Genomic DNA, 25781 nt, shown 5'->3' with positions numbered 1-25781 from the left:
CGCTCAGCCACCCGGTGGACAGAGGACGAGGTGCACCGCGGTGGCGGCGGCGACGGGCAGGGCGCAGGCCGAGCAGAAGCCCACAATCGCCGAGCAGGTGAGCAGTTGCAGGCGGGCCCGCAGGTGGCTGGTCCACCGCTGGGGAGCGCCGAGCAGCCGCTCGAGCCGGACGAGCACGTGTACCTCGGCCGCGGCCAGCAGGTAGCCGGGCTCGCTGACCACTGTGGGGTGGCGCAGAGCCTGTTTCGCCAGTGACAGCAGGGCGGTGCCCACCGTCCTGCGCCCGTGGCGGCGGGCGGCGACGTCGTCGGCGCGCATTTCGAGCAGCGCGCGGATCGCGGTGGCCCCGGTGGTGAACAGCGGCAGCGGAAACGCGCGGGCCAGCGCGCCGGCGACGGTCGACGGGATGTGGTGGCGCTCGACGAGATGGGTGCGCTCGTGTCCGAGGATGGCGTTGAGCTCGGCACGGGTGAGTGCGTCCAGCGCCGCCCTGGTCACCACGATCAGGCGTTGCCTGCCGGGCAGGCAGTAGGCGATCGCCGGGCCGTGGTCGACCACGAAGCAGTCCAGCTTCTGGTGCCGTCGCCCGACGACGCGGATGCCCTCGGCATGGCGTCTGCGGTAGCGGTGCCCGGTGACGAGGGCCGCGGTCACGCACCAGCCGATGCGGCACAGGGTGGCCGCGGCCAGCAGCCCGCCGGCGACCTGCACCGCCTGGTGGGGGCCGGACACGGTCTCCCGCAGCGGGTGCGGGCCGAACCTGAAGACCTGGCCGAGCCAGCTCTCGACCAGCAGGTCGGGCACCGCCAGCAGCATTCCGCCGAGCAGCCAGCACACCACCACCGAAAGCTGGGCGATCAGCCAGGTGAGGATGCCGAGCAGGGGAGCACGCCGGGCGGCGCCCAGCGGTGGCAGCAGGCGGGGCCCGATCCACGCCAGGGCAAGGCCGTAGCCGAGGAGGAACGCCGCCACGATCATGCGTCGTGGTCCCGCTCGTAGTCGCCGAGTGCCCTGCGCAGCGCGTCGGACTCCTCCTGGCTCATCCGGCCGAGGAAGTGGGTGAAGGCCGTGTTGTGGTCCTGGCTCAGGGTGAGCGCTTCGTGCATCAGGTGCGCGGCGTACTGCTCGCGGGTGTAGGTCACCTCGTAGAGATAGGCCCGGCCCTGCTGGCGGCGGGTGAGCCAGCCCTTGCGGTGCAGGTTGTCCATCACCGTCATCACGGTGGTGTAGGCGATGTCGCGTTCGGTGCGGAGGTCTCGTTCCAGGTCGCGCACGGTGGCGGGCCGTCGCCAGGACCAGAGCCGGTCCATGATGACCGACTCCAGGTCCCCGAAGCTCCGCACAGTTTCTCCCCCGCTGGTGGTCACGGCTCGGCTGCCGCTGATTTTGGTCTATCCGCGCCCGAAGCGGGAGTGCGAAAGCCGGTCATGCCCGGAACGGCCAGCGTGCCGGTGCATGCGAGCAGCACGATGACGCCGGTGCCGGTCAGCGTCGGCTGCGTGCCGAGTGCGGTCACCGCGATCGGCACCAGTGCGAGGCCGAGCGGGCTCAGCGAATAGGAGACCAGGAAGTCCAGTGCCGAGACGCGGGCGCGCAGCCCGGCCGGGACCTCCCGTTGCACCGCGCCGAACCACGGGACGTTGAACAGCTCCATGCCGGCACCGGCCAGCACGTACGCGGCGACCACCGGCCAGGCGGATGCGGAAAACGCCAGTGCGAAGGGAATACCGGCGTAGAGCGCGAGCCCGAGAACGGCGACCAGGCCCTGGCGGCGAGGGCGCCAGCGCGTCATGACCACCCCACCGGCCAGCGCGCCGACCGCGTAACCGGTCAACGCGGCGGCATACACCGCGTCGGTGCCGAACCGGTCGTTGCTGATCACCGGCAGCAGTACGAGCTGGGTCGCCTCCCCGACGCTGAGCACCAGGGTCAGCATGGCCAGCCCGGCCATGAACCAGGGGTGGCGGCGGGCTTCACGGACACCGTCGGCGAACTGGCCGAGCACGGACTGGGAAACCCTTTCGTCTGAGATGGGGGCATGCGAGGCTTTTTGCGCATGCCTCCATCGATCGGGTGCGGGTGTCCCGCAAGATCCTGCGGGGTTTTCGGGCACTCTCGACACGGTCAGCGCGGCCAGGCACCAGAGCACGGCGGCCAGCACGACGACCGCCCGCGGTCCCGCCCACAGGGTGCCCGCCGTCGCCGCGGCAGGTGCGAGCACGAGCGCGAGCCGGAAGGTGATGGTGGACAGGGCGTTGGCGGACTGGCGTGCCGCCTCGGGCACCACGTCGCCGATCATCGCCTGGTAGGAAGGTCGATACGCGCCCTCACCGGCGCCGACGAGCAGTACGCAGCCCGCGGCCAGCCAGCTCGGGCCGTCGAGGGTGAGCAGGAGTGCGCCGGCCGCGCCGGTCCGGGCCAGGCAGGCGGTGACCATCGTCGTCCGGCGGGACCGCCGGTCGGCGAGCATGCCGCCCGGCACGGTCGCGATGATGAAGCCGAGCGTCTTGGCGGCCAGCACCGGGCCGAGGGCCGCGGCCCCACCGCCACCGTGGATCAGGGCGAGGGAGACCGCGATCGGCAGCAGTGAAACGGCCCAGGCGTCGGCGGTGTTGGACAGCCAGAGCCGGCGGAAGGCCGGTAGCGCCACCGCGCTGGTCCGGCCGGCCGGAAGCGTTGTCACCGCTGGGTCCCGCCGGAGACGGCGAGCCCGGCGGCGTAGGGCGATTCGAGCTCACCGGCCAGCTCGGGCCGGTAATTGGCCGTCTCAAGTGGACAGACGCTGTACGGCGTGAGCCGGTCCACTCGCCGGTGCAGCTCGGCCATCGAGGTGTCCGCGCTCAGCCCGCGCTCGGTGAGCCAGCCGTCGTCGAAGATCGTTTGCAGGTAACGCTCGCCGCTGTCCGCGGCCAGCAGCGCGACCGCCCGGTCCGGACCGTACTGCTGGGCCAGGTGCAGGGCGACGCAGAGCGCGGCGCCGGTGGAGCCGCCGACCAGGATGCCCTCGTGCCTTGCCAGCACCCGGCAGGCGAGAAAGGCGTCCTCGTCGGAAACCTTGAAGATGGAATCGACGCGGGAGAGGTCGTCGATGTTGCTCGGCGTCCAGCCGAGGCCGACACCGGGGATCAGGTAGGCGTGCGAAAGGTCCCCGAAGATCGCCGACCCGTACGCGTCGGCGGCCACCACGCGGACGTGCGGCGCGTGTTCGGCCAGGTAGCGCGACATCCCGCCGAGCTGGCCACCGGTGCTCACCGTCAGCACCACGGCGGCGAGGCCCGAGCCGGCCTGTGCGATCAGCTCCACCGCGGTGCCGGCGTAGTGCGCCTGCGCGTTGAGCGGGTTGAAGCACTGGTCGGGGCGGAAGGAGCCGGGGATCTCCCGGTGCAGCCGGTTCGCCAGCAGGATGCGGGTCTTGTGGTAAGAGCCGGTGTCGTCCTGCTCGTCGACCACGATCACCTCGGCACCGAAGGCACGCAGCATCGCGAGATTGGCCGCGGTCGTCTTCGGGTCCACGATGACGATCACCCGGTACCCCCTGGCGGCCCCGATCATCGCCAGCGAGATCCCGAAGTTTCCGGACGAGGACTCGATGATCGTGCCGCCAGGGGACAGCAGGCCGTTCTGCTCGGCGCGGCGGACGATGTACCACGCGGGCCGGTCTTTGACGCTGCCGCCCGGATTGCAGCGTTCGAGCTTGGCCAGCACCGCCGCGCCATGCGTACCGGCTAGCCGGCGCAGGCCCACCAAGGGCGAACCACCAATGGTGCCAACGACATCATCCACACAGCCCGGCAGGTCCAGCACGATGCCACCTCGCAGTTCACGCAGGGAATGGGCCAGCCCAAAAGGTAGCTTTCTACTAAGCCAACTAGTACGAAGCTGCTACGTTTCACTGGTATGGACCAATACCAACGGGTCATCGCACCGGTGCCATATCGGCCGGTTATCGGTGCTGTGCAAGGGATCGCTCGTCGATGCCGGGTGCTCAGGTGATCCGGTGCATGGTGGCGTCGTACGCGGCGTCGGCCATGTCCGGCCGGTCCGGATCGGCCAGCCAGGTGCCGGTGATGGTGGCGCCGTCGGGGCTGATGGTGCCGGTGTACGTCATCCCGTGGCCGGCATGGGTGAGGGTGTCCCCGTCGCGGCTCCACCGGTAGTTCAACGGGGCACCCGAACCGGAATACACGTGCGCGGCGAACTCGGAGGTGGGCTCGTCGGGCCAGATCAGTTCGAGGCTGTGGATCTCCGTGTCGCGGAACCGCATGCTGCCGCTGAGGTGCAGGAGCGGGCCGGGCAGAATCCGGGTCGCGGTGAGCTCTCCGGTGATGTCGTCGTGGTCGGCCTTGTGGGTGCGCCCGGTGAGCTTCCAGGAGCCGAGCAGGACGTCGAGGTCGGTGCTGGTCATGTTTTCCTCGTTCGGTAGGTGGTCCGGCCCGCTCGCGGGCCGCTCACCCCAAGGTCGAACGGGGCAGGTCGGGGATCGACACACTCGCCGATCTTTTCCGGAACTCGGTGCCGCGCGGCGCTGGTAGGCTGATCCACATGCCAGGTTGACTCTAGAATCATCGCGCTCGCGCGCCTCCTCGCCCAGGTCGCCATCAGCACTTCGACGACTGGGACGAGGAGAAACAATGCTGGAAATACGACGCATCCGCGAGGACGAAGGTCCGGCGGTCGCACGTCTGTGGGATCGGCTGGGCCGTGAGCTGCCCGGCGGCGATCCGATGACCTCCGTCGAGCTGCGGCGGGTCGAGCACATGCTGTCCGCTTTCGCTTGGCACGAACGGGCTTTTTGCTTGATCGCGGTGCGGGAAGGTCGCATAGCCGGTTTCGTCAATAGCGCGCTGAGCGCCGGCGACGGCCTGTTGCCCGGGCTGACCGGCGAGATCGAGACCTGCTACGTCACCCCGGAGGAGCGCCGCCGCGGCATCGGTACCGCGCTGGCGAAGGCTGCTATGGCCTGGCTGCGGGAGCACGGCGCCGGTGACCCGATCCGGCTGGAAACCTGGTTGCACGACGGCGATGCCAAGGTGTTCTGGGCATCCCTGGGTTTCGCGCCGGAAACGATCTGCATGACCCACTACGCGACGTAACTCGTGCAGCGCGGCTGAGATCCGGCGGGGAGAGACCACGCGCTCTCCCCGCCGGACTCGCTACGGTGGCTCTGGTGAGCCATGAGGAACTGCTGACCGAGAGGTTGTCGCTGCGCCGCCCCGCACCTGGCGACATCGATGCGATCTTCACCGTCCACAGTGATCCGCTGGCCTGCGCGCACAACCCGTCCGACAGCCTGGCGACCCGCGTCGAAGCGGAGAACCTCTATCGGCGATGGGACGAGCACTGGCGGAACTTCGGGTTCGGCTACTGGGTCATCCGACGTCATGCTGCGGAACCTCAGCTGGGATTCTGCGGCCTGAAGTTCATGCGGCTCCGGCAACGGCGAATTCTGAACCTGTTCTACCGCATCGCGCCACCCCGCTGGGGCGAGGGAATCGCCGGCGAGGCGGCGACCGAGGTGGTGCGGTGGGCGACCACGCGGTTTCCTGCCCATCCGGTGGTCGCCAGGGTCCGCCCTGACAACATCGCTTCCCAGCGAGTCGCCGTCCGCGCCGGTCTCGCCCGCGCGGAACACCTCGACGACCGGGGGTTCGACGGGTTCGACTTGATCTTCGTGTGCACCTGGCCCGGACAGGGTCTTTCATCCGTTGATCCTGCGGTCGATGTCGAGGGTGAGCCGTAGTGCGTCCAGCACGGTGGCCGGTCCGATCTCGTTGGCCTGCTCGCCGCGCAGGCAGGCCAGCACGTGGTCGATCATCGCGGTGTACTGGTCGGCGGGTGGCAGTTCCAGTTCGCGTGTTCCGTCGGGGGTGTAGGCGGTGAGGGTGCCGGTGGGTTTGCCGTCGAAGCCCATCGTCGAGGTGGCATCCAGGACGCCGTTGGTGAAGGTGGCGGTGTAGCCGCCGCGCGCGCCCCATGGCATCGGCATCAGCGCGGAGACCGAGTCGCGGGCGAACGCGCCGTCGAAGCCAAAGGTCGCCTCGATGCTGGCGTGGTCCTGGTCGCGGGCGACGACGGCGATCTCGATGGTCTGTGGCTGGCCGAGGGTGCGGGTGATGATGTCCATGTCGCTGTGCATGGCCTCCAGCGGCAGCGCCTTCAGTCCCAGGGAGGCCCCCGGCCACAGGGGCGCGGTGAGGTTCCACAGCGTCAACTGCTCCAGGCGGCCGTAGGTGCCGTCCTGGACAGCGTCGAAGAGTGCGCGGTTGGCCGGGATGAACCGTTCGAACATGTCCACGAATACCTGCCGGTCGTTGCGCTCGGCGGTCTCGACCACCCGGCGGGCGTCCTCCATGGTGCCGGCCAGCGGCAGCTCGACCAGCACGTGCTTGCCCGCCTCCAGCGCTCGTAGCGTCATCGGGGCGTGCAGCGGCAGCGGCAGGCAGATGTCGACCAGGTCGAAGTCGTCGTCGAAGGCTTGCTCCAGTGCCGTGGAGGAGGCGAAGCCGAACTGGCCGGCCACCGTGGCGGTCTTGTCCGGATCCCGGCCGAAGATCACCACTTCGACATCCTCGCGCGCGGCGTAGACGGCGGCGTGTGCCTGCCCGAATCCGGTTCCCAGCAAGGCGATCCTCATGACTGCTCCGATCCGGGCGCGGAGAACAGGCCGCCGCACGAGTCGGCCAGCCGGGCGAAAGTGGTCACGTCACCGACCGCGGTGGCGGGTACGACGACCTTCGCGCCGAGTTCCGCCAGCTGGCCGATCGAGGACTCCATTGATCCCATCGAAATACTCCTTGTGCGAGGGGTCGGTGACTTCCTCGACGATAGGGACCCACTAGGTCATCGAACGTCCTAGTGATGCGCCACACTGAATTCATGCGTGATCCATCCAGACGGCTCCTGCAGTTGCTGTCCCTGCTGCAGACCCCGCGCGAGTGGTCCGGCACCGAGCTGGCCGACCGGCTCGGCGTCACCCCACGCACCATCCGCCGCGACATCGACCGGCTGCGCGAACTCGGCTACCCCGTGCACGCCACCCAGGGCAACACCGGCGGCTACCGCATGGCCGCGGGTGCCGCCATGCCGCCCCTGCTGCTGGACGACGACGAGGCCGTCGCCATCGCCGTGGGCCTGCGCACCGCCACCGCCGCCCCGGTCACCGGCATCGCCGACACGGCCGTGCGCGCTCTGGCCAAGGTCGAGCAGGTCCTGCCGGCGCGACTGCGCTCCCGCGTGGCGGCACTCGCCGAAGCCGCCATCACGCTGCCTCTCGCCGACGGGCCCACCACCGACCCCGACACGCTCGCCACCCTGGCCGTCGCCTGCGTCGCGCGCGAGAAGACCCGCTTCGCCCACACCAAAGCCGACGGCTCCACCAGCCGCCGCCTGGTCGAACCCCACCAGCTCGTCGCCGCCGGCCGCCGCTGGTACCTCATCGCTCACGACCTCGATCGCGACGACTGGCGCAGCTTCCGCCTGGACCGCATCACCGGCGTCCACCGCACCGGCCTCCGCTTCCCCGGCCGCGACCTGGACGCCGCCGCTCAGCTGCTGGACTCCCTGACCGCCTCCCGTGGCGCCACCGTCCGCGCCGAGGTCCTGCTCCACGTCCCCCTCGACCACGCCCACATCCCCGCCTGGCAGGGCACCCTCACCCCGGTCGACGCGCACACCTGCCGCCTGCGGACCTCACCGGATTCCCCGCGCTACCTTGCCTACCGGCTCACCCAGCTGACCATGCCCTACACCCTCATCGGCCCACCCGAAGTCAGCACCCACCTCCGCGAGATCGCCCAACGCGCCCTCGCGTCCAGCTCGCGCCGGCAGGCTGCGACCGCCGAGCCCTAGCCGTGCTGTGGGGCGAAGTGTTCGAGCCGAAGTGTTCTGGTGCCCACTTGAATGGTCGTCGGTTTTACCTTGCCGGGCAGGAGGGACCACCGGTAGATGGCCGATCCCGCGACGCAGCGGGGTGAAATGCCTTGTGCGGTCACGTATCCAGCACCCCGGATGCTCGCGATCAAGGTGCCTTCGGTCGTTCCGGTGATCGCGACCCTGGCCCCGGGGTAAGCGCGGAGAACTGTGCGTGCCCATTGCTGAGCGGACTCCGCGGTGTCGTAGGTGTCGTCGTTCCAGATCACGGAGGCCCGTTCGAGCAGACCCGGTTCGAGAATCGCTTCGCATACGGTCAGGTGATCGGCTTCTGGCCAGTCCTCCCAGGTGGCCGGTCGTCGTTCCAGGGTGAGCACGAGCCGGTCGGCTTGGTGCACGGCCGTCCTGACGGCGACCTGGAGAGCTTCAGGGCGGGGGATCGCCGGTGCCGGAACCGGTACGGCGTACGTAGGTGCTCGCCACGGGGGCTCGGCCAGTTCCAGGATCCGGTACATCCGTTCGCGAAGTGCCTTCGCGGCCGCGCCCTGTTCGGCGAACATTCCGTCCACGACATCTCGGGCGACCGCGCCTCGGGCCACGGCGGCGTCGACCTGTTCGTCAAACGGCTCTCCGTGGCGGAGCGCGGGGAGACGTTGGAGCAAGAGCCGCAGCGGCGAGTCCGGCACGACTTCCGGACCACCGTCGGCGGCGATCAGCGTCGGTGTCGACGCTGCGACGGCGTAGCAGGTCAGGGACCCGTGATCGGAGATCACCAGATCGGCGGCCACGAGCGCGGCCCGCCACCCCTCTTCCGGTGGGATGACCGCCAGGCCGGCGTCGACCGCCGTCCGCAACCAGGACCGCACCTGCAGAGAACCGTGGTGCTGCCAGACATTGGGATGCAGGACCAGTGCGACGCGGTACTCGTCGACCGGCAGTGCGGCCGTTACCCGGCGGGGGAGGTCGGGGAGTCGGCCGAACAGCGACTGCGGGCCCCAGGTCGAGCAGAGCACCACCAGAACCCGGGACTCCGCGGCGAATGCCCGCCGGTACCGCCGCCGTTGCGGCCTGCTCGCGGTGATCCGGTCCAGGCAGGGGTCGCCCGCGACCAGCGTGCGGTCCGCCAGCGTGGAGTCGACCTGCCGGACCCGCTCGACCTGACCGGGATGGGCGACCACCAGCGTGTGCGGGACGGGACTGCCGTCATGGATCAGCGTGGAGCGGCGCACTCCCGAGATGGCGCCGGGCTCGGCCGCGGAGTAGCGGTGGTAGCCGGCACCGTGCGGCAGGAGCAGCAAGGGAGCGCGGAGCTGGTGCAGGCCGCCGTTGTCGCTGGCGGCGACGGCCAGGTCGAAGGGGACGTGCACGGCATCGGTCCAGGGCAGGATCAAGGCACCCGCTTCGCGAAGGCGAGTGTCCACCGCGGGGGAGAACACCGAACCGTGGTCGACCGCGAAGGTGACCTGAATTCGGGGATCTTCGCTCACCAGCGGGAGCACGTCCCACAGCCGGCTGACCGCGGCCGGTGTCCTGGCGACCATCAGTACCTGACGAGCCGGCTGGACCGTGCCCCATCGCGGCTCCCGGCTCCCGGCTCCCGGCTCCCGGCTCCCGGCTCCCGGCTCCCGGCTCCCGGCTCCGATTGCCTACCACAGGTGCGGGTGACCGCCATGGCCGGAAGGCGCGGTCGTGGTGGTACCGATCGGGGTAAGGACGGCTTCTGACAAGGTGTCACCTCCCGCGCGATCGGGTTGATTGTCGATCATCACGGTAGCAACGGGCCGGTGGAACGGGCCATGTCTTCCGTTACTTCGAGTACCGTGACCGCTACAGCCGCCATGTGAGCCGTGGGAGGGGAAACGCCGGATGGTCGGTGCGGGGCCGCGCAATGAGTTCTCCGGATCCGCCGTGCAGGTGGTGCAGGCCGGGAGCATCGGGACGGTCACCTTCGCCGCGCCTGAGCTGCCGCCGGTGGTGCCGGCGCAGGTCCAACCGCCGCCGGAAGGCTTTGTGGATCGCAACGAGCAGCGCAGGCTGCTGCGCGAGCTGGCGGAACTGACCGATCCGTCCAGGAAAAGCCCGGTCGTCGTGGTGGTGGGGCGTACCCCGGGTGTCGGGAAGACCGCGCTGCTGCGCATGGCGGCCGCGGAACTGGCCGGGCTGTTCCCCGATGGCGTGCTGCACGCCGCGTTCGGGCCGGAAGGAGATTCACCTGCCGCCGCGCTGGGACGGGTGCTGGCCGGGCTGAGGGTGCCGGAGGCGCTGGTCCCGGCAGGCTTCGAACCGCGGGTTGATCTGTACCGGTCGCTGACGAAGAAATCCCGGATCATGGTCGTGCTCGACGATGTGACCGAGGCGGCGCAGGTGAACGCGCTGTTGCCGAACTCCGGTGCGGCCATGGTGCTGGTCGCCGGGAACAGGGCGCTGGAAGAGCTGGTGGTGCACGGCGCCGTGCCGGTGACGCTGGATCCGCTGACCATCGAGGACGGTATCGCGCTGCTCAGCGGTATGTGCCAGGACGACAGGGTTGGTAAGTCCAAAAAGGACAGTGCGACGTTGGTCGAGCTGTGCGGGGGCTTGCCGTTCGCGCTGCGGGTCGCGGGGGCGTATCTCGCGGTCCGTCCCAACCGCAGCGTGGGCCGGTTGACCAGCGAGCTGCGTGCCGGCGCGGGCAGCGGAGTTCTCGACCGGATGCTCACCGTGTTCGACACCGTCTACCACGCCCTGCCGGACCGGCTGCGGTCGCTCTACCGGGCACTCGGTGTGCTGGTCGGTGCGCATTTCGGGGCCGAGGTGCTCGCCGCCGTGCGGGGCCGCCCGGTGACCGAGGTCAGCGCCGATCTCGACCAACTGTGCCTGAGCGGGTTGCTCGACGAACTGCCGGACGGGACGTACGGAATGCACCGTCTGGTCCGGGGGCACGCCTTGCGCGTTGCCGAGGAGGAGGACTCCGAAGACCTGCGGATCTCGATGCTGGCCCGTGCGGTCGACTGGTGGCTGCTCGGCGCCACGGCCGCCGACGTCGCCGCCACCGGGACACAACGGCTGCGCATCGCCGACCCGGTTCGCTTGCTGGGCACCGATCCTGTGCCGCTGGACCGGCGCGCCGCGCTGGACTGGTTCGACCGGGAGCTGGCCAACATCCTGGCGGCGATGGAGGCCGCCGCCGCGCGAGCCTGGCACGACCGGGTATGGCAGCTGTTCGAGGCTCTGTTCGCCTTCCTCGACGCCCGACGGCCACTCGACCTCTGGGTTCGTGCCGCGCAGCTCGCGGTAACCTCCGCGGAGCTGGCCGAAAATCCCGCCGCCGAGGCGCGGTGCCGCTGCCTGCTCGGCAAGGCGTACCAGGAGTGGGGCCGCTATCCGGAGGCGGGAGCGGAACTGGACCGCGCCAGGGAACTCGCCGCTCGATGTGACGACCGGCTGCAAGCGTCCACTTTCGACTTCACCGGCAATCTCGCGCTGCGCGAGCGAAACCCCGCCGCCGCGCTCGAGTGGTTCCGCGCGGCACTCGATATCAACATCCGTCTCGGTACCGGCCGCGGTACCGCGATGCAGACCTCGTTCGTCGGGCGCGCGCTCGCCGCCCTCGGCGAGGTCGACGAAGCGATAGCGACCTTCGCCGGCGCACGAGGTCTGGCCGAGGCGGCGGGTGAACCGAGCCTGGTGCCGAGAATCCTGCTCGACACCGCGCGAACGCACCTCGACGCTGGCGACCTGGCCGACGCCGGACGAGTGCTCGCTGACGCCAACGACCGTGCCACCGAGCAGGACCTCACGGCCCTGCAGGCCGATATCGCCAAACACCGGGCGACGGTCGCCGAACGCACCGGCGACCACCAGCAGGCCAGGACCTACCGGCACCAGGCGGCGGCGATCTACGAGCGGATGGGCAGCCCGAAGGCGGCCCGCATCCTCGCCGGCCTGCGCGAGGACGAAGACCTCCACTAGCGCCGCCGCAAGCTGGTCATGCTCACGGCCGCCGGGCACCAGGCCATCGCGACCGCCGACGCCATCCTGCTGCGCCCGCCGCCGGCGGTCGGAAAGCTCTCAGCAGCTCACCGGGCTCCTCACGCTTCTCCCTGAGGCAGAGCGCCCGAAGAGCCGAAGGTCAATCGCGCCAGCGGTTGTTGAGGAAGGCGTCGTCTTCGTCGTCCATCTCAGCCGGGCGAGGACGACGAGCACGGCGAGGAGCATCCGGCGTCGCGTGGGCAGGCCCCGCCGGGGCGAACGGGGCGTCCCCGCCGGGGAGGGGCGCTGGTTCCTCGAACGTCGGCGGCGGCGCCGGCTCCGCCTGCGACCGGTCGGTGCTCCAGCCCGACTTCGTCTTGCGCTGCCCCAGTTCGCGGCGGTGCTCGACGTAACGCTGGGCGGTCTGGACCTGTTTGGTCATGTACTCCTGGGCGCGGGCCTTGATCTCCTTGCCCCGCTGTTCCCGCATGGCCCGGCGGTCTGTCTGCTCGCGGACGAGGCCGTCCAGGTTCGTCTTCATGCCGGAGCTGTCATCGTCGCTCATACGCTCTCCCGTGCCGTGGCTCACCGCTTGCGGGTGACCGGCAGCTCCTCGTCGTCCAGTAGGGAACCGGTGATCCGGCCGGTGGGCGCGTTGACCTGATCGAACACTTCGCCCTCGATCCGGTATGCCCGGTTGGTGCGCTCCTGATCGCCGCCGCCGTTCGCGCCGCCGCCACCGCCGCCCATGCCGCCCATCGGTGGCATCGCGCCACCACCGACCGGCTGCCCAGGGGCCCCGCCCGCCGTCGTGGCCGCGGGCGCGAACGCCGAGGACGCGGGCTGCGGCTGGTGCGCCCCCGTCCCGCTGTGGGCGCCATCGGCCAGCGATGCCGGCGTATCGCTCGGCATCGCGGTCGCGTCGCCGAAGGGCGCTGCGACCGCTGGGCCGCCGCCACCGCCGCCGTGGCCACCGCCGCCGTTGCCGCCGCTGTCACTTTCGGTGAGGTGCGGGGTGAGGGCGGGACGAGGCTCTTGGTGTTCCGTTCCGGAAGGGCGGGAGGCCGGCGACGGCTTGTCCTCGTGGGAGCCCTTGTCGCCGTCGGATTTCTTGTCCCCGTCGGAGTCTTCCTCGCCGAGGGTGTAGGTGGTCGGCTTGCCGGTGCCGTCGTCGACGGTGACGACCGTCGGGCCGTTCGGGCCGTCGGGTCGTTCGGCGGTGATCTTCAGGTCGCCGTCCTGGACGTGGATCTTGCCGTCCGGGCCGGGGCGGTGGACACCGTCCTCGCCCGGCTTCCCGTCGTCCGCCCCTGGCTTTTCCCCGTCTTCGGGCCAGTCGAGCTTGAACTCCTTGGCGGGTCCGGAACCGTCACCGACCTTGATGTCCATCTTGCCGTCCTGGTCCGGCTCGGACATCTCGAAGCTCTTGTCGCCCTGCTTGACTTTGAGGACTTCGCGTTCGTCGTCCTTGGAGTCGCCGTCCTTGCCGTCTTCGCCGGGCTTGTGGTCGCTGCCCTGCTTGTCGTTGTCCTGGCCGGGTTTGTCGCCGCCTTCACCGGGTTTGTCGCCGGCCGGCTTGTCGCCGTCTTGGCCGGGCAACTCGCCGCCGATCTTGCCCAGCGCCTCGGACGCCTTCTTCTTCGCCTCTTCCGCGGCGGCCGCCGCTTCCTGCTTCTTTGCGTCTTCGGCGGCCTTCTCGGCGGCCGCCTTGCCGTCGCCGCCCTCCGACCCGGTGCCGCCACCGGGACCCGAACCGCCACCAGGGCTGCCACCGGGACCCGAACCGCCGCCGAGACTCTCGCCGCCGGGGCCCGAGCCGCCGCCGGACTTCCCCAGCGCTTCGGCGGCCTTCTTCTTCGCCTCTTCGGCGGCAGCGGCCGCTTCCTGCTTCTTCGCCGCCTCGGCCGCTGCTTCCTGATCGCCGGAGGACGGCGGCGGAGCCGAGCCCGATGGCGCGGTGTCACCCTTGCTCGAATCCGGCCCGGAGCCCCCGCCGGGCCCGCCGCCTGATGGCGAGGACACGTCCGGGACCGGGGGAACCGGGCCGCCACCGCCGCCCTTTCCGTCAGCGCCCTTCCCATCAGCGGGACCACCTGGACCACCACCTGGTGCGCCTGAGCCACCGCCGGGGATCTCCGGGCCGCCGCCGGGTCCACCTTTGCCGTCGCCGGGTCCGCCCTGGCCTTCGCCGGTCCCGTCCGAGTTGACGTCGGGGATCCCCTCGCCGTCGGTGCCTGAACCGCCGCCGCCAGGTCCGCCCGAGCCGTCGCCCTGGCCACCCCCGCCGTTGCCGGGGCCGTCCGCATTGATGTCGGGGATGTCCGGGCCGCCGGCACCACCCTTGCCGCCGCCGGGACCGCCCGAGCCGCCGGTGCCGGACCCGCCCTTGTCATCGCCGGGTGGCTTGTCCGCGCCTTCGAACTCGTTCTTGACCTTGCCCATCACCTTGTCGAGCTCGTCGTAAGCCTGGTCGACGAGTTCTTTGGTGTCCTCGCAGGTCTTGACGAATCCCTGGTAGATCCGGTCCCACATGTCCGGGTTGAACTGGTTCTGCACCCACTGCTTGGCCAGGTTCTGGCCGGCCTTCTTGTATTCGTCGTCGTCGCAACAGCCGTCCTGGCTGTTGAGGGTCTCGACCAGGTTGGAGCCGAAGTTGACGTCCATCCAGCCCGCGATCTCGGCCAGGTCTTCCACCCCGCTTTTCTCGCCGCTGGCGATCGCGACGACCTTCTGCGCCATCGCGAAGTCCGCGCGGCCCACCAGATCCGTGTGCAGCTCGATGACCGCGTCGGCTTTGCCCTTGCACAGCTCGAACACCGTGGTGGTGGTCTTCAGCGTCGTTTCACCGGCATTGTTGAGGGTCTCGGCGAGCTTTTTCGCTTTGGGCAGGATCTGTTCGTTGTACTCGTCCGATGCCGCGTCCGCGCCGTCGCCGCTCCAGCTCTGGCGCAGGGTGTTCAGCTGGGATTCGGTGTCCTTCATGGTCCGTTCGACCGTGGTCGAGCCGGTCTTGAAATGGGCGGCGTCGTCCACGAAGTCCCGGAAGATGATGCCGCGCTGCTGGTCGAACGGCTTCTTGATGTCCTTTTCGAAGTCGAGCGCGCGAGTGGTGCCGCGGCAGTCGTCCGGGAGCTTCGCCAGCAACGAACCGAAGGTCTCGAACACCTTGAGCGCGGGCACGGCGGCGTCGAACAGCTCGTCGGACTTCTCGGTCCCGCCGCCATCGGCGCCGGGCGCCTTGGCGCTGTCGAGCTTCTCGTTGCCCTTGTCGACGGCCTTCGACTCTTCGCGCCGGTTGTAGCTGGCCTGATCACCGGCACCCTTTGCGGCTTTATAGGCCCCGTCCACATCGTCGGTGGCCACAAAGGGATTGGCGTTGTACGAGTCCGCGTACTTCTCGGCTTCTTTCCGAAGCTTCTTGATGTCTTCCGGTTCCTGGTCCGACATGAACGGCGGCGGGGCCGGATGTGTCTTCATCCAGCTGCTGATCAGCACGGTTTTCGCGCCGGGAGGCACGCTCGGGTCGTCGAGGACCGCCTTGACGTCGCTCCATTTCGTGCCCATTACTGCTTCCCTGCCTGATCGATGGCGTTGCCCTGCTCATCCTCGTTGGCGCCGTATTTGGCGCCCGCAGTACTGAGTTTGGTGCCGAAGCCGCCGAGCGCGCCGCTGTAGCCCTTGACCGCGGCGCCCAATGCGTCCACCCCGGCGGTGTACTTCCCCGAGTGGTCGCCGTGCGCCTGGCCGAAGCCGGCCGCTTTCACCGGTGTTGGCGACAGCTCCGGATTGTCCTCCACCAGCTGCTCTTTGAGCTTGCCGATGTTCTTGGACGCCGACGACAGCGCATCGGTCGCCGCGGTGTAGCCTCCGCTCACTTCAGAGCCTTTCGTCAGATCCGCCGGCCTTGCCGCCGAGCGCTTCGGCGAGCACCTCGGATACCGAACGTATGTCGGTGAACCGGTCCAGCTGGTCCAGATCAATGGTCACGTCGTAGTAGATCTCCAGCGCGGACAGCAGCTTGATCCGCCCTTTGGAGTCGATGCCCAGCTCCTCGAGCAGCGCGTCGCGCTCGATGCCGGCAGGGTCGAGCCGGAAAGTTTCGCTGACGACCTGCACGACCTCGGCGGGGTGATCAACCACGGGCCCGACTATAACGTGCCTTAGCGGCCGACCGGGTGATCTTGCCGCTGGAGGTGCGCGGAAGTTCGCCGGACGGGACGAGGTGCACCGAACGCAGGGTGAGGTCGTACTCGCGGGACACGGCCCGGAGCACGGCCCTGGTGACCTCTTTTTCGTCGGCGTCGGCATCGCTGGTCCATTCGGCCGCCACCACCGCCCCTTCGCCGTTCTCGTCCGATACGCCGAAGGCGGCGACCCGGCCCCGGCGCACCGCCGGATGTGCCTCGCCCGCCACCGCTTCGATGTCCTGCGGGTGGAAGTTCCGGCCGTCGATGACGATGAGGTCCTTGAGCCGGCCGGTGATGTAGAGGTCGCCGTGGTGGAAGACGCCGAGGTCACCGGTGCGCAGCCAGCCGCGGACGCCGTCCAGCTCGGCGCCGAACACGGCGGTGTCGCCGCGGCCCCAGTAACCGGTCGCGACGTTCGGGCCGTGGATCCAGATCTCCCCGGCCTGGCCTTCGGGCTGCGCCGCGCCGTCGCGGACGATCCGTACCCGCTGGCCGAGGGGACGGCCGACCGAAATGAGCTCCTGGCCGTCCGGCACCTCGATCGCCCGGCCCTGCGCGAGGGCTTCGCGGTCGAACACCGCACCCCGCGGTCCCTCCGCGCCCGCGCTCGCGACGTAGACGGTCGCCTCGGCCAGGCCGTAGGACGGGCGGTGGGCTTCGGGGCGGAACCCGCGCGGGCCGAAGACCTCCTGGAACCGCGCGATCGTGCCCGGCCGGACCGGCTCGCTGCCGTTGAGCGCGATTCGCACGCCGGACAGGTCGAGGTCGTCCCCTGCCTGTTCGGCGGCGTCGGCGGCGAGGTCGAACGCGAAGTTCGGCGCGGCGGTGAACACGGCGGGATGATCGGCGAGCTGGCGCAGCCACCGGGCGGGCCGGTGCACGAACTCGGCGGGCGCCATGAACACCGACCGCGCGCCGGCGAAGACCGGCAGGCACAGCAGCTGGATCAGGCCCATGTCGTGGAAGAACGGGATCCAGCCGGCGCAGGTCGTGCCCTCGTCGACGGCGTAGGCGCGGCTGGCCTGCCAGCAGGCGGCGGAGATCGCCCGGTGCGGGATCACCGCGCCGGCGGGCTCCCGGGTCGACCCGGACGTGTACTGGAGGTAGGCCGGGCTCTCCGGGGTGACCGGCAGTGGATCGGAGCCTGGCCCGGAAAGCTCGTCGACCACCACGAGCTGTTCGGGCGTCCCGGCTTCGCGCGTCTTCGCCGCGGCGGCCGAGGACGTCAGCCAGACCCGCGCGTCGCAGTCCGCCAGCACGCCGGCGAGCCGGCCTCGCTGGGCGCGGCTGCCCGGCGCCATCAACGGCACCGCCACCAGGCCGGCAGCGAGTGCGCCGAAAAACGCGAGCGGGTAGTTCAGATCCTGGCCGGTGAGCACGGCGGCGCGGTCACCCGGCTCCGCGACCCGGCGCAGGGTGCCCGCCACCTCCCGCACCCTGGTGACGAACTCGGCCCAGCTGACCGTGTGGTCCATACCATGGCCGTGGTCCTGGTGCGTGAACAGCGGACGCGGGTCGGCCGCGCGGGCGAACAACCGCTCGACGATCGAGGTGCGCAGCACTTCTTCCGGCACGTCCCCCGGCAACGCGGTCATGCCCGGCAACCTACAAGATTTCGTGCACCCCGATAAAGCCACCCCGCTCTTCCGGTGAATCCTCCGCGTCGTATCCCCGAATCGCTGACCAGCGGTTTTAGCGTGGTGACATGACACCCATGGAGTCCACCACCAGAACAAGGGAACTCGGCATCGCGCTGCGCGGTATCCGGGAGGAGGCCGATCTGACCGGCGACGAGCTGGCCAAGATGCTCGGCTGGTCCCCGAGCAAGGTTTCGAGGCTGGAGCATGGAAAACGCGGCCCGGCCGAGATCGATATCGCCTTGTACGTGGCTTGTTGCGGTGTTCTGCGCGAGAAGCTGGACGAAGTACTGGCGATCGCGAGGGATACCGATGACGGCTACTGGCTCCGCCCGCACAGCCAGCGTTTGCCTGACGAACTCCACTCGCTGACCGTGCAGGAAGGTATCGCCAGCGGGATCTTCGAGTTCGAGCCGCTGGTGGTCCCAGGACTGTTGCAGACGAAGGACTACGCACGAGCGGTCTTCGAGTTGGTAGGACTTATTCCCGAGGAAGGCATCGCGCTCAGAGTGCACGCGCGGATGCGAAGGCAGCCTCTCTTGCATCGCTACAACGCGCCGCAGTTCACCTGGTTCATCCACGAACATGCCCTGCGAACCCCGGTTGGCGGGCCGGTGGTGATGTACGAGCAGGTTCTGCACCTCCTGCGAGTCAGCGAACAGCCGCACGTCCAAGTTCGAGTAGTACCTTCTGCCGCTGGTCCGTACAGCGTCATCGGCAACGGGTTCCGCGTGGTCTCCTACGCGGACCACCCGTCGAGCGCCTACGCCGAATGCCAGGGCGCTGGGATCTTCTTCGACAGGTCCGCGGACGTCACGATGTACCGCCAGCTCCTCGCCAGGCTCGCGGTACCGGCCATGGACGGTGAACAATCGCGGCAGTGGCTTGCACACCTGGCAAGCGAGTACGACCGTATGGAGTGATCTGGATGGATTCCGGGCTGGTGTGGCGGAAGAGCAGTTACAGCGGCGGTACCAACGGCGATTGCGTCGAGGTGGCCCTGGGCTCGGAAGCGGTGGCCGTCCGGGACTCGAAGAGCCCGTCAGCCGGTGTGCTGTCGTTCGACCGGCACTCCTGGCGTTCCTTCCTGAGGCGCGAAGCTACGACTCGCCGCTGATCCTGGCGGAGCCGATCGAGGCGGCGGTGATCGCCCTGGCGGCGGTCTGGGTCGACGAGCCGGAGTTCAGGTTGGTCAGCGACGCCTGGTTGAGCGCGTGCACGACGAACTCGTAGGTGTTCACCGTCGATGGCGAGCACGGTCCCTGGTAGCCGTAGAGGCTCGCGCTTCCCCGGTAGTAGATCTGCCTCGCTCCCGCGGGGACCGAGGGCTGGTAGGCGTGCTCGACGTTCTGGGGGAGCGAGGTCGCGCTTACCGGGATGTCGTAGATGACCCAGTGGATCAGGTTGGCGTTGTCGAGATCGCGCATGACGATCGCGTAGCTCTTGGCCTCGGCCGGAGCGTCCGACCAGGCCAGGGGCGGGGACTCGTTCTTCTTGGCCGGGTCGTTGCCGCCGCCGCTGGTGCACTCGTGGACCTTGGGGATGACGCCGCCGTTGGCGAAGGCGGTGCTGGACAGCGCGAACGCGCTCTGGTCCGCCGCCGACGCGACGGCGGGTGAGACGCTGACGGCGAAGGTGATGAGCAGGGCAGACAGCAGAATGCTGGTGCTTCTCACTGGAGGCTCCCGATTTTGATCCGTCCGTGGGACTAATGCGGTGCACACGTGGTGGAACCAGCGTATGCGTCCTGGATTCCGCCGGGTAATACCACTTTTCCATCTTCCGCGGAATTGATCGCTGACGGACAAGTGGTGTGCCCGCAGCGGCAACGGCGGGGCAGGGCCGGCTCCCATACTTGCGGCCAGGCAGTCGACCAGCGGACCAGGGAGCGTGGGATGAACCGACCGGTTCCAGCGCGGGACGGCACGTCGCTCGCCGGGAACGTGCTTGGCGTGCCCGGCATCGTCTTCCTCGTGCTCGCCGCGGTCGCCCCGCTGACCGGGATGGTGGTGATCGCGGCCATCGGCATCGCGGTCGGCAACGGTGGCGGCATGGTCGCGGCCTTCCTGCTGGCCACGGTGGTCCTGCTGCTGTTCGCGGTCGGCTACGCGCAGATGTCGAAGGTGCTCACCAGCGCGGGCGGCTTCTACGCCTTCGTGGTCAAGGGGCTGGGCAAGACCCCGGGCCTGATCGCCGGTTTCGTCGCGATGCTCGGCTACAACTGTTTCGTCGCGGGCGCGATCGGCACGAGCGGCTTCTTCACCTCCACCGCGATCAAGGACGTCTTCGGCCTCGATCTCGAGTGGATCTTCTGGAGTGCGCTGTCGGTGGTGCTGGTGCTCCTGCTCAGCCGCCGAGGTATCGCGGTCAGCGCGAAGGTGCTGGGCGTCTCGCTGATCCTCGAGGTGTCGATCCTGCTGATCATGGATTTCAGCGTGCTGTTCCGGCACGGGTTCTCGTTCGCCGCGTTCAGTCCGTCCGTGCTGTTCCAGGGCGCGACCGGGCTGGCGCTGCTGTTCGCCGCCAACGCCTTCATCGGCTTCGAGGCGACGGCGCTGTTCGGCGAAGAGGCCAGGGATCCGAGGCGGACGATTCCACGGGCGACCTACATCGCCATCGGCTTCATCGGTGTGTTCGCCGCGTTCACCACCTGGGCCGTGGTCAGCGCGATCGGTGCCGAGCAGGCGCAAGATGTGGCCGCGGCGCATCTTTCGACCGGCGACCTGGTGCTTTCGGTCGCCCAGGAGTACCTCGGCGGCCCGTTGACCAAACTGATGCTGCTGCTACTGGTGGTCAGCCTGTTCGCGGCGCTGCTGGCGCTGCACAACTCGGCCACCCGCTACCTGTACGCGCTGGGGCGGGTCGGCGTGCTGCCGCGTCCGCTGGGACGGACGCATCCGCGCAACGGTGCGCCGCGATCCGCCTCGATCGCCCAGCTGGCCTTCGGATCGGTGGTGGCGCTGGTGTTCTGGCTCGCCGGCCTGGACCCCGTCGCCGACCTCACCGCGAGCATGACCGGCTTCGGCACGCTCGGCATTCTCACCCTGCAGCTGTTCGCGGCGGTGGCGATCCTGGTGCACTTCCGTCGGACCCGCGACCGCCGGATCGTGCGGACGCTGCTCGCGCCGGGGCTGGGCGCGGTGGGGCTCGGGATCATCGTGACGCTGGCGATCCTCAACTTCCCGACACTCGCCGGTTCGAGCAACGGCGTCGTCCCGCTCCTGCCGTGGCTGCTGGTGGTCGTCGCACTGGCCGGGCTGCTGGTCGCCGGCTGGCTGCGCAGATTCCGCCCGTCGGTCTACCTGGCACTGGAAACCGACCTGGAACGCGACCCGGCGGAACCGTAGCCAATTCCCATTCTTGAGGTTCGGGTAGCTTGGTTCGATGCGCCTGACCCAAACCCGTGTCGGGTCCCGCCTGCCGGAAGATCTCACCATGACCGTCGACGTGGCCTTCCGCACCGGCGCGATGGGTTTTCTGTCGCTGCTCCATGGCGCGGAAGCGTTGCCGAACTAAGCGACCGCTTTCTCATCCCGGGGAATTAATCACCGAAGATCTGTGACGTTTTGTACTGGCAACGGTCGGCGAGGCGGGGGAAGCTAGCCGTTGCCGGGGACTTCCTGCGCGCCTGCCGCGAGACTTGTGCGAATGTGTCGACGGTCTCATTCGCGTAAGTGCCGTACCCGGCGCCGGTCTTTTGTTACCGGGGCAGGAACATTCAGGAGGGGCGGCTTTGCGGACCATCGAGCGGTCTGGGTATTTCGTGGCCGTCGTCGAGATCGGTTTTCCGCTGAGCCTGCTGGCGTGGCGGTTCTCACTGCGGCACGCGTCGCCCGCACTGGCCGAGCGGCTGGAGCCGGTCGGGCACATTTTGCCGTTGCTGGTGGCCCCGCTGGCGATCCTGATCTGGTCGACGCTGCGGCGGCTGCGCCGGGGGCTGCCCGCGTGGCGGTGGACGTTGCCGGTGCTGGCGGTGCAGCTCGGCTTCGTCATCTTCGGGGAGTGGCACGCGAACACGACCATCCTGACGCTGCTGTTCGGGTGCACGATGCTGGTCACGGTGCGCGAGCCGTGGTCGTGGCCACTGTTCGGTGCCGTCATTACCGGGAGCGTGGTGGCCAGCAGCTGGGCGTCGCCGTGGCCGGCGATGCTCGGGTTGTTGCTGCACAACCTGCTGGTGGGCGCGGTGATCTACGCGGTGGTCCGGATGGCCGAGATGGCCGTCGCCCTGCGGCGGGCCCAGGACCAGCTGGCCGGGTTCGCGGTGGTGCAGGAACGCGCGCGGGTGTCGCGGGACCTGCACGACACGCTCGGCCAGGCGCTCACCGCGATCGGCCTGCGGGCGGAGCTCGCGGCACGGCTGATGGCGGCCAGCCCCGGCAGGGCGGCCACCGAGATCCAGGTGGTGCAGGAACTGACCGAGCAGACCCTGGACGACGTCCGACTGGTCGCCCGCGGTGCGTGGCAGCCGGTGTTCGAGGACGAGCTGACGACCGGGACGGCCCTGCTGGAGTCCGCGGGCGTGCGGTGCGGCGCGCAAGTGGGAGCGATCCCGGACGAGCGGACCGCCAGGGTGGCCGGGTGGGCGCTGCGCGAGGGCATCACGAACGTGCTCAAGCACAGCAAGGCACGGCGCTGCCTGCTGCAGACCGAGATCCGGAACGGCAGGTTCCGGCTGATGATCGAGAACGACGGTGTCCGCCGGCACCAAGGGCAGCCGGGCAACGGACTCATCGGGATCACCGACCGGGCCGGCCGGCTCGGCGGCGCAGTGCGGTTCGGGCCGGCCGCCGGCGGGCGGTTCCGGCTGATGGTGGAGATACCGATCGGAGAAGACGATGACGGCGCCGATCAAGGTCGTGGTGGCCGAGGACATGCGAGTGCTGCGCGACGCCTTGATCGCGTTGCTGGTTCTTGAGGACGACATCGACGTCGTCGGCGAGGCCGAACGGGGCGACCAGGTGCTCGCGCTGATCCGGGACCGCGAACCGGACCTGGTGGTACTGGACATCGACCTGCCCGGCGTCGACGGACTGACCCTGGCACGGCAGATCGGCGCGGTGGCCGCGGGAATCCGGGTGCTCGTGCTCAGCGCACTGGACCGTCCGGGCGTGGTGCGGGAGGCGCTGGACGCGGGCGTGCGGGGCTTCCTGCCCAAGGGGGTCTCCGTCGACGCGCTGATCGACGCGATCCGGCGGGTGGAATCCGGTGACCTGGTGATCTCGCCCGCCCTGCTGGCCACCGCGATGCACGGTGGCCAAAACCCGCTGACCGAGCGCGAACAGGCCGTGCTGTGCCGGGTCGCCGCCGGGGACACCGCCAAGGACATCGCCCGCGAGCTGCACATGGCCATCGGCACCGCCCGCAACCACATGACCCGCATCCTGCACAAGCTCGGTGCCCGCAACAGGGTCGAAGCCGTCCGCCTCGCCAAGGAAGCGGGCTGGCTCTGACCGCGCTATTCGTTATTACTGGATCTATTTGCGTGCTACAAGTACGAGTCAGGTTTGAGCTAGCTCTCACCCGTGCGAGGTGAAAGGTGTGGCTGCGCATCGGGGTTTCTTTTATCGTGGAGCTCGTAGCTATCGTGCCGAATGTCGTGCGGCTCAAGTCGCTCAGTTGAGCGCAGTCCGGCGACGGGTGCCGTTCTTTTACCAGAGTCAGGAATATCGATGGTGATCTTCCCGGTCGAGCGGGATGGACATTTCTTGTCAGTGATCCGGGTCGTGTGTCCGGGTTCGCGGGCGTGATGGCCGAGGGTTCGGTTCAGCGGCCTGGAAGTACGGCATTCAGCAGGGAGCTGGCGAGGCTGCTGACACGGCGTGGCCTGTCCTGGCGGAAGCTGGCCGAACTGGTGGGTTACACGCCGAGCTGGCTGAGCAAGGTGAAGAACGGCGCACCGCCCTCGGCGGACCTGGCCCGGCGGTGCGACGAGGTGCTGGAGGCCGGGGGCAAGCTCGCGGCATTGGCGGTGGCGGACCTGGAGACGACCGTGTTGCCGGCGCAGCTGCCGGCGGTCACGGCCGGTTTCTCGGGGCGGTCGGAGCAGCTGCGCGCGTTGCACGCGGCGCTGTCGGCTCCGGAGCAGGTGGGAGCGCCCCTGGTGGTGACCATCGACGGTCCTCCGGGGGCGGGTAAGACCACACTGGCGTTGCGCTGGGCGCACGAGGTCGCCGCCTTGTTCCCGGATGGGCAGCTCTACGCGAACCTGCGCGGTTACAGCGGCGCTCAGTGTCCGCTGGGTGCCGACGAGGTGCTTGAGGAGTTCCTGTCCACGTTGGGCATGCCCGCGGACCGCATCCCCTCCGGGCTCGGCAGGCGCGCGGGGCTGTACCGGTCGCTGCTGGCCGGCCGGCGCGTGCTGGTCGTGCTGGACAACGCGGCCCAGGTGGCCCAGCTCGAGCCGTTGCTGCCGGGGTCGGCGGGGTGCGTGGTGGTGGTGACGAGTCGCAGTCCGCTGCCTGGTCTCGGTGTGCGGGTGCACACCCGGCGGGTCACCGTGCGCTCGATGCCGCCGGAGGAGTCTTTCGCGCTGCTGCGCAACGTGATCGGCCCGGAACGGGTGAACGAGGAGCCGGAGGCGGTGCGGGCACTGGCTCGGCATTGCGCGCATCTGCCGCTGGCCTTGCGGATCGCCGCGGAACGGGTGCTCTCCCGGCCGCCGGGCGGGGTGGCCGAAGTGGTCGACCAGCTGGCCACCACAGGTCTGGACCTGCTGGCCATCGACGATGCCACTGCGGTGCGCGGGGTGTTCTCCTGGTCCTACCGGGCGCTGGACGACGAGTCCGCCCGCATGTTCCGAGTCCTGAGCTCGCACCCTGGCCCCCAGTTCGGCGTCGCCGCGGCCGCCGCACTGGCCGGGGTGCCGCAGGGTCAGGCTCGCCGGCTGATCGAGGCGCTGGCCGACGTGCATCTGCTGGAGTCACTGGGGGATGGCCGCTACCGGCTGCACGACCTTCTCCGGCTCTACGCCGCTGAACGCGCTCGTGCCGAGGATTCCGATACCGACCGTCGCCAGGTGGTGTGCGGGCTCACCGAGTGGTACGTGCGCTCGGCCGCGGCCGCCGCACTGCAGATCGCGCCCTACCGTGCCCCGTTGCCGACGCTCTTCGACCTGCTCGAGGGGGCGGATCCCGAGGTGTTCTTCGAGGACGCCGCGACGGCGCTTCGGTGGTGTGAGTCCGAAATGTACAACGTCGTGCCGGTTATCCAGCAGGCCGTCGAGCACGGCATGCCGGAACTCGCTTGGAAACTCGCGGTCCTGCTGTACGACTACTTCCTGTTCCGCAAGGCGTGGTCCACCTGGCTGGCCGTGGACGAGGTCGCGTTGCGGGCGGCACGGGCCGCAGGGGACCGGCGTGCGGAAGGCTGGGTGTATGCCAACCTGGCGGCCTTCCACTTCTGGCGCCGGGACTTCGATCTCAGCGAGACCGAGTTCGAGCAGGCGCTGGCGGTCGCCACCGAGGTCGGCGACCCTCATGGCCAGGCGTGGGCGTTCTACGGCCTGGCCTGCTTGAGCTGTGAACGGAACCAGAACACGCGGGCCCGCGAGTACGCGGAGCAGGCGCTTGCCCTGTTCGACCGGCTCGGCGAGCAGGACGGTGAGGCCGCCACGCTGGCGACGATGGGCGATGTGTACCGGCAGACCGGCCAGTCCGACACCGCGATCAGGACCACCCAGCGCGCGCTGCGGGCGTGCGTGAAGCTGCACAACCGTTACGGGCAGGGCCGGAAACTGGCGAAACTCGCCGAAGTGCACCGGGCGCGAGGCGAACGGGAACGAGCCCTGCACTACCTCGACCTGTCCCTGCGGGTGCGCCGCGAGGCCGACGACCGGTGGGGCGTGGCTGATTCGCACGTCCGCCGTGGTGACATCCTGCACGAGCTCGGCAAGGTCGAAGCCGCCAGAGCGGAATGGCAGAACGCGCTGGACTTCTACACGACCATTGATGATCCGCGTGTCGTCGATATGCGTGAACGGCTCGGCATAGCGGGCTCGCCACGGCCCGCGCCGGTGTTTCCTGGAACTGTCCACTAATCAACACTGGTGCACGGGCGGTACGCCGGAGATAGTAAAGGTGTGCGCGTCACCGCCGCGCTGGCCTCGACTCCATCAAGGCTGTTTCCCGCCTGGCCA

Annotated in this window: 25 protein-coding genes; 11 read left to right on the top strand and 14 right to left on the bottom strand. The window is 69.4% G+C overall.

The window, feature by feature from the left end; genetic code table 11:
- Positions 1–3: 3 nt before the first annotated feature.
- The 5 genes from AMYNI_RS44210 to AMYNI_RS0109370 form a co-directional block, all read right to left on the bottom strand.
- Positions 4–978, bottom strand: a complete 975-nt coding sequence (locus AMYNI_RS44210) for a M56 family metallopeptidase (RefSeq protein WP_020667751.1) — start codon at positions 976–978, stop codon at positions 4–6.
- Positions 975–1343 carry a BlaI/MecI/CopY family transcriptional regulator gene (locus tag AMYNI_RS0109385; RefSeq protein ID WP_020667750.1) on the bottom strand — a complete coding sequence of 123 codons (369 nt, stop codon included), beginning with the start codon at positions 1341–1343 and terminating at the stop codon, positions 975–977. The genes AMYNI_RS44210 and AMYNI_RS0109385 overlap by 4 nt, the downstream gene beginning before the upstream one ends.
- Positions 1344–1363: 20 nt before the next feature.
- On the bottom strand, positions 1364–2683 hold the full coding sequence (locus AMYNI_RS44205) for an MFS transporter (protein WP_020667749.1): 1320 nt from the start codon (positions 2681–2683) through the stop codon (positions 1364–1366).
- Positions 2680–3804 (bottom strand): PLP-dependent cysteine synthase family protein, encoded by a 1125-nt coding sequence (locus AMYNI_RS44200; RefSeq protein ID WP_245573906.1) that lies wholly within the window; start codon positions 3802–3804, stop codon positions 2680–2682. Before AMYNI_RS44200 ends, AMYNI_RS44205 begins: the two co-directional genes overlap by 4 nt.
- Positions 3805–3985: 181 nt before the next feature.
- Positions 3986–4405 carry a hypothetical protein gene (locus tag AMYNI_RS0109370; RefSeq protein WP_020667747.1) on the bottom strand — a complete coding sequence of 140 codons (420 nt, stop codon included), beginning with the start codon at positions 4403–4405 and terminating at the stop codon, positions 3986–3988.
- 226 nt (positions 4406–4631) lie between these two features.
- On the opposite strand from AMYNI_RS0109370, the gene AMYNI_RS47135 reads away from it, so the two are divergent.
- Both AMYNI_RS47135 and AMYNI_RS0109360 read left to right on the top strand, forming a co-directional pair.
- Positions 4632–5093, top strand: a complete 462-nt coding sequence (locus AMYNI_RS47135) for a GNAT family N-acetyltransferase (RefSeq protein WP_020667746.1) — start codon at positions 4632–4634, stop codon at positions 5091–5093.
- A 74-nt stretch (positions 5094–5167) separates the two neighbouring features.
- Positions 5168–5740 (top strand): GNAT family N-acetyltransferase, encoded by a 573-nt coding sequence (locus tag AMYNI_RS0109360; protein WP_020667745.1) that lies wholly within the window; start codon positions 5168–5170, stop codon positions 5738–5740.
- On the opposite strand, the gene AMYNI_RS0109355 is transcribed toward AMYNI_RS0109360, so the two are convergent.
- Both AMYNI_RS0109355 and AMYNI_RS48945 read right to left on the bottom strand, forming a co-directional pair.
- A complete protein-coding gene (locus AMYNI_RS0109355; RefSeq protein ID WP_020667744.1) occupies positions 5699–6634 on the bottom strand; it encodes a Gfo/Idh/MocA family protein in 936 nt (311 codons plus the stop codon). The two genes, AMYNI_RS0109360 and AMYNI_RS0109355, sit on opposite strands and share 42 nt — an antisense overlap.
- Positions 6631–6783, bottom strand: coding sequence for a VOC family protein (locus tag AMYNI_RS48945; RefSeq protein WP_157357313.1), 153 nt, complete (start codon positions 6781–6783; stop codon positions 6631–6633). The genes AMYNI_RS0109355 and AMYNI_RS48945 overlap by 4 nt, the downstream gene beginning before the upstream one ends.
- A 93-nt stretch (positions 6784–6876) precedes the next feature.
- Between AMYNI_RS48945 and AMYNI_RS0109345 the strand changes: the two genes are divergently transcribed.
- Positions 6877–7848 carry a helix-turn-helix transcriptional regulator gene (locus AMYNI_RS0109345; RefSeq protein ID WP_020667742.1) on the top strand — a complete coding sequence of 324 codons (972 nt, stop codon included), beginning with the start codon at positions 6877–6879 and terminating at the stop codon, positions 7846–7848.
- Here AMYNI_RS0109345 and AMYNI_RS44190 read toward each other — a convergent pair.
- Positions 7845–9410 (bottom strand): hypothetical protein, encoded by a 1566-nt coding sequence (locus tag AMYNI_RS44190; RefSeq protein ID WP_020667741.1) that lies wholly within the window; start codon positions 9408–9410, stop codon positions 7845–7847. The genes AMYNI_RS0109345 and AMYNI_RS44190 overlap by 4 nt on opposite strands.
- Positions 9411–9735: 325 nt before the next feature.
- Here AMYNI_RS44190 and AMYNI_RS0109335 point away from each other — a divergent pair, with 325 nt between their 5' ends.
- Positions 9736–11820, top strand: coding sequence for an NB-ARC domain-containing protein (locus tag AMYNI_RS0109335; RefSeq protein ID WP_020667740.1), 2085 nt, complete (start codon positions 9736–9738; stop codon positions 11818–11820).
- Between the two features lie 160 nt (positions 11821–11980).
- On the opposite strand, the gene AMYNI_RS0109330 is transcribed toward AMYNI_RS0109335, so the two are convergent.
- From AMYNI_RS0109330 to AMYNI_RS0109310, 5 genes are read right to left on the bottom strand one after another with little or no spacing between them, the layout of a single operon-like run.
- Positions 11981–12385, bottom strand: a complete 405-nt coding sequence (locus tag AMYNI_RS0109330) for a hypothetical protein (RefSeq protein WP_026360230.1) — start codon at positions 12383–12385, stop codon at positions 11981–11983.
- A 20-nt stretch (positions 12386–12405) separates the two neighbouring features.
- Positions 12406–15384 (bottom strand): WXG100 family type VII secretion target, encoded by a 2979-nt coding sequence (locus tag AMYNI_RS0109325; RefSeq protein ID WP_026360229.1) that lies wholly within the window; start codon positions 15382–15384, stop codon positions 12406–12408.
- The gene (locus tag AMYNI_RS0109320; protein WP_020667738.1) at positions 15384–15695 is read right to left on the bottom strand and encodes a hypothetical protein; all 312 of its coding nucleotides are present in this window, start codon (positions 15693–15695) and stop codon (positions 15384–15386) included. Before AMYNI_RS0109320 ends, AMYNI_RS0109325 begins: the two co-directional genes overlap by 1 nt.
- Position 15696: 1 nt before the next feature.
- Entirely contained in the window at positions 15697–15960 is a 264-nt protein-coding gene (locus AMYNI_RS0109315; RefSeq protein ID WP_020667737.1) for an acyl carrier protein, read from the bottom strand.
- Positions 15953–17602 (bottom strand): fatty acyl-AMP ligase, encoded by a 1650-nt coding sequence (locus AMYNI_RS0109310; RefSeq protein ID WP_020667736.1) that lies wholly within the window; start codon positions 17600–17602, stop codon positions 15953–15955. The genes AMYNI_RS0109315 and AMYNI_RS0109310 overlap by 8 nt, the downstream gene beginning before the upstream one ends.
- 119 nt (positions 17603–17721) lie before the next feature.
- On the opposite strand from AMYNI_RS0109310, the gene AMYNI_RS0109305 reads away from it, so the two are divergent.
- Positions 17722–18567, top strand: coding sequence for a helix-turn-helix domain-containing protein (locus AMYNI_RS0109305; protein WP_020667735.1), 846 nt, complete (start codon positions 17722–17724; stop codon positions 18565–18567).
- Between the two features lie 5 nt (positions 18568–18572).
- Positions 18573–18761: a DUF397 domain-containing protein gene (locus tag AMYNI_RS0109300; RefSeq protein WP_040406732.1), complete on the top strand. Its 189-nt coding sequence runs from the start codon at positions 18573–18575 to the stop codon at positions 18759–18761.
- On the opposite strand, the gene AMYNI_RS0109295 is transcribed toward AMYNI_RS0109300, so the two are convergent.
- Positions 18745–19320, bottom strand: a complete 576-nt coding sequence (locus tag AMYNI_RS0109295) for a YbhB/YbcL family Raf kinase inhibitor-like protein (protein WP_020667733.1) — start codon at positions 19318–19320, stop codon at positions 18745–18747. The two genes, AMYNI_RS0109300 and AMYNI_RS0109295, sit on opposite strands and share 17 nt — an antisense overlap.
- A gap of 219 nt (positions 19321–19539) precedes the next feature.
- Between AMYNI_RS0109295 and AMYNI_RS0109290 the strand changes: the two genes are divergently transcribed.
- From AMYNI_RS0109290 to AMYNI_RS44185, 5 genes are all read left to right on the top strand, one after another.
- The gene (locus tag AMYNI_RS0109290; protein WP_020667732.1) at positions 19540–20991 is read left to right on the top strand and encodes an APC family permease; all 1452 of its coding nucleotides are present in this window, start codon (positions 19540–19542) and stop codon (positions 20989–20991) included.
- Positions 20992–21028: 37 nt separating this feature from the next.
- Positions 21029–21160: a hypothetical protein gene (locus tag AMYNI_RS50500; protein WP_020667731.1), complete on the top strand. Its 132-nt coding sequence runs from the start codon at positions 21029–21031 to the stop codon at positions 21158–21160.
- 217 nt (positions 21161–21377) lie between these two features.
- A complete protein-coding gene (locus AMYNI_RS0109280) occupies positions 21378–22562 on the top strand; it encodes a sensor histidine kinase (RefSeq protein WP_020667730.1) in 1185 nt (394 codons plus the stop codon).
- A complete protein-coding gene (locus AMYNI_RS0109275) occupies positions 22483–23097 on the top strand; it encodes a response regulator (RefSeq protein WP_020667729.1) in 615 nt (204 codons plus the stop codon). Before AMYNI_RS0109280 ends, AMYNI_RS0109275 begins: the two co-directional genes overlap by 80 nt.
- 275 nt (positions 23098–23372) lie before the next feature.
- Positions 23373–25682, top strand: a complete 2310-nt coding sequence (locus tag AMYNI_RS44185) for an ATP-binding protein (RefSeq protein WP_020667728.1) — start codon at positions 23373–23375, stop codon at positions 25680–25682.
- Positions 25683–25781 lie beyond the last annotated feature (99 nt).

Origin of the sequence: Amycolatopsis nigrescens CSC17Ta-90 (assembly GCF_000384315.1) — a bacterium.
Classification (GTDB): domain Bacteria; phylum Actinomycetota; class Actinomycetes; order Mycobacteriales; family Pseudonocardiaceae; genus Amycolatopsis; species Amycolatopsis nigrescens.
Note: the sequence above shows the minus strand (reverse complement) of the source record. Positions and strands in the feature narration are given on the sequence as shown.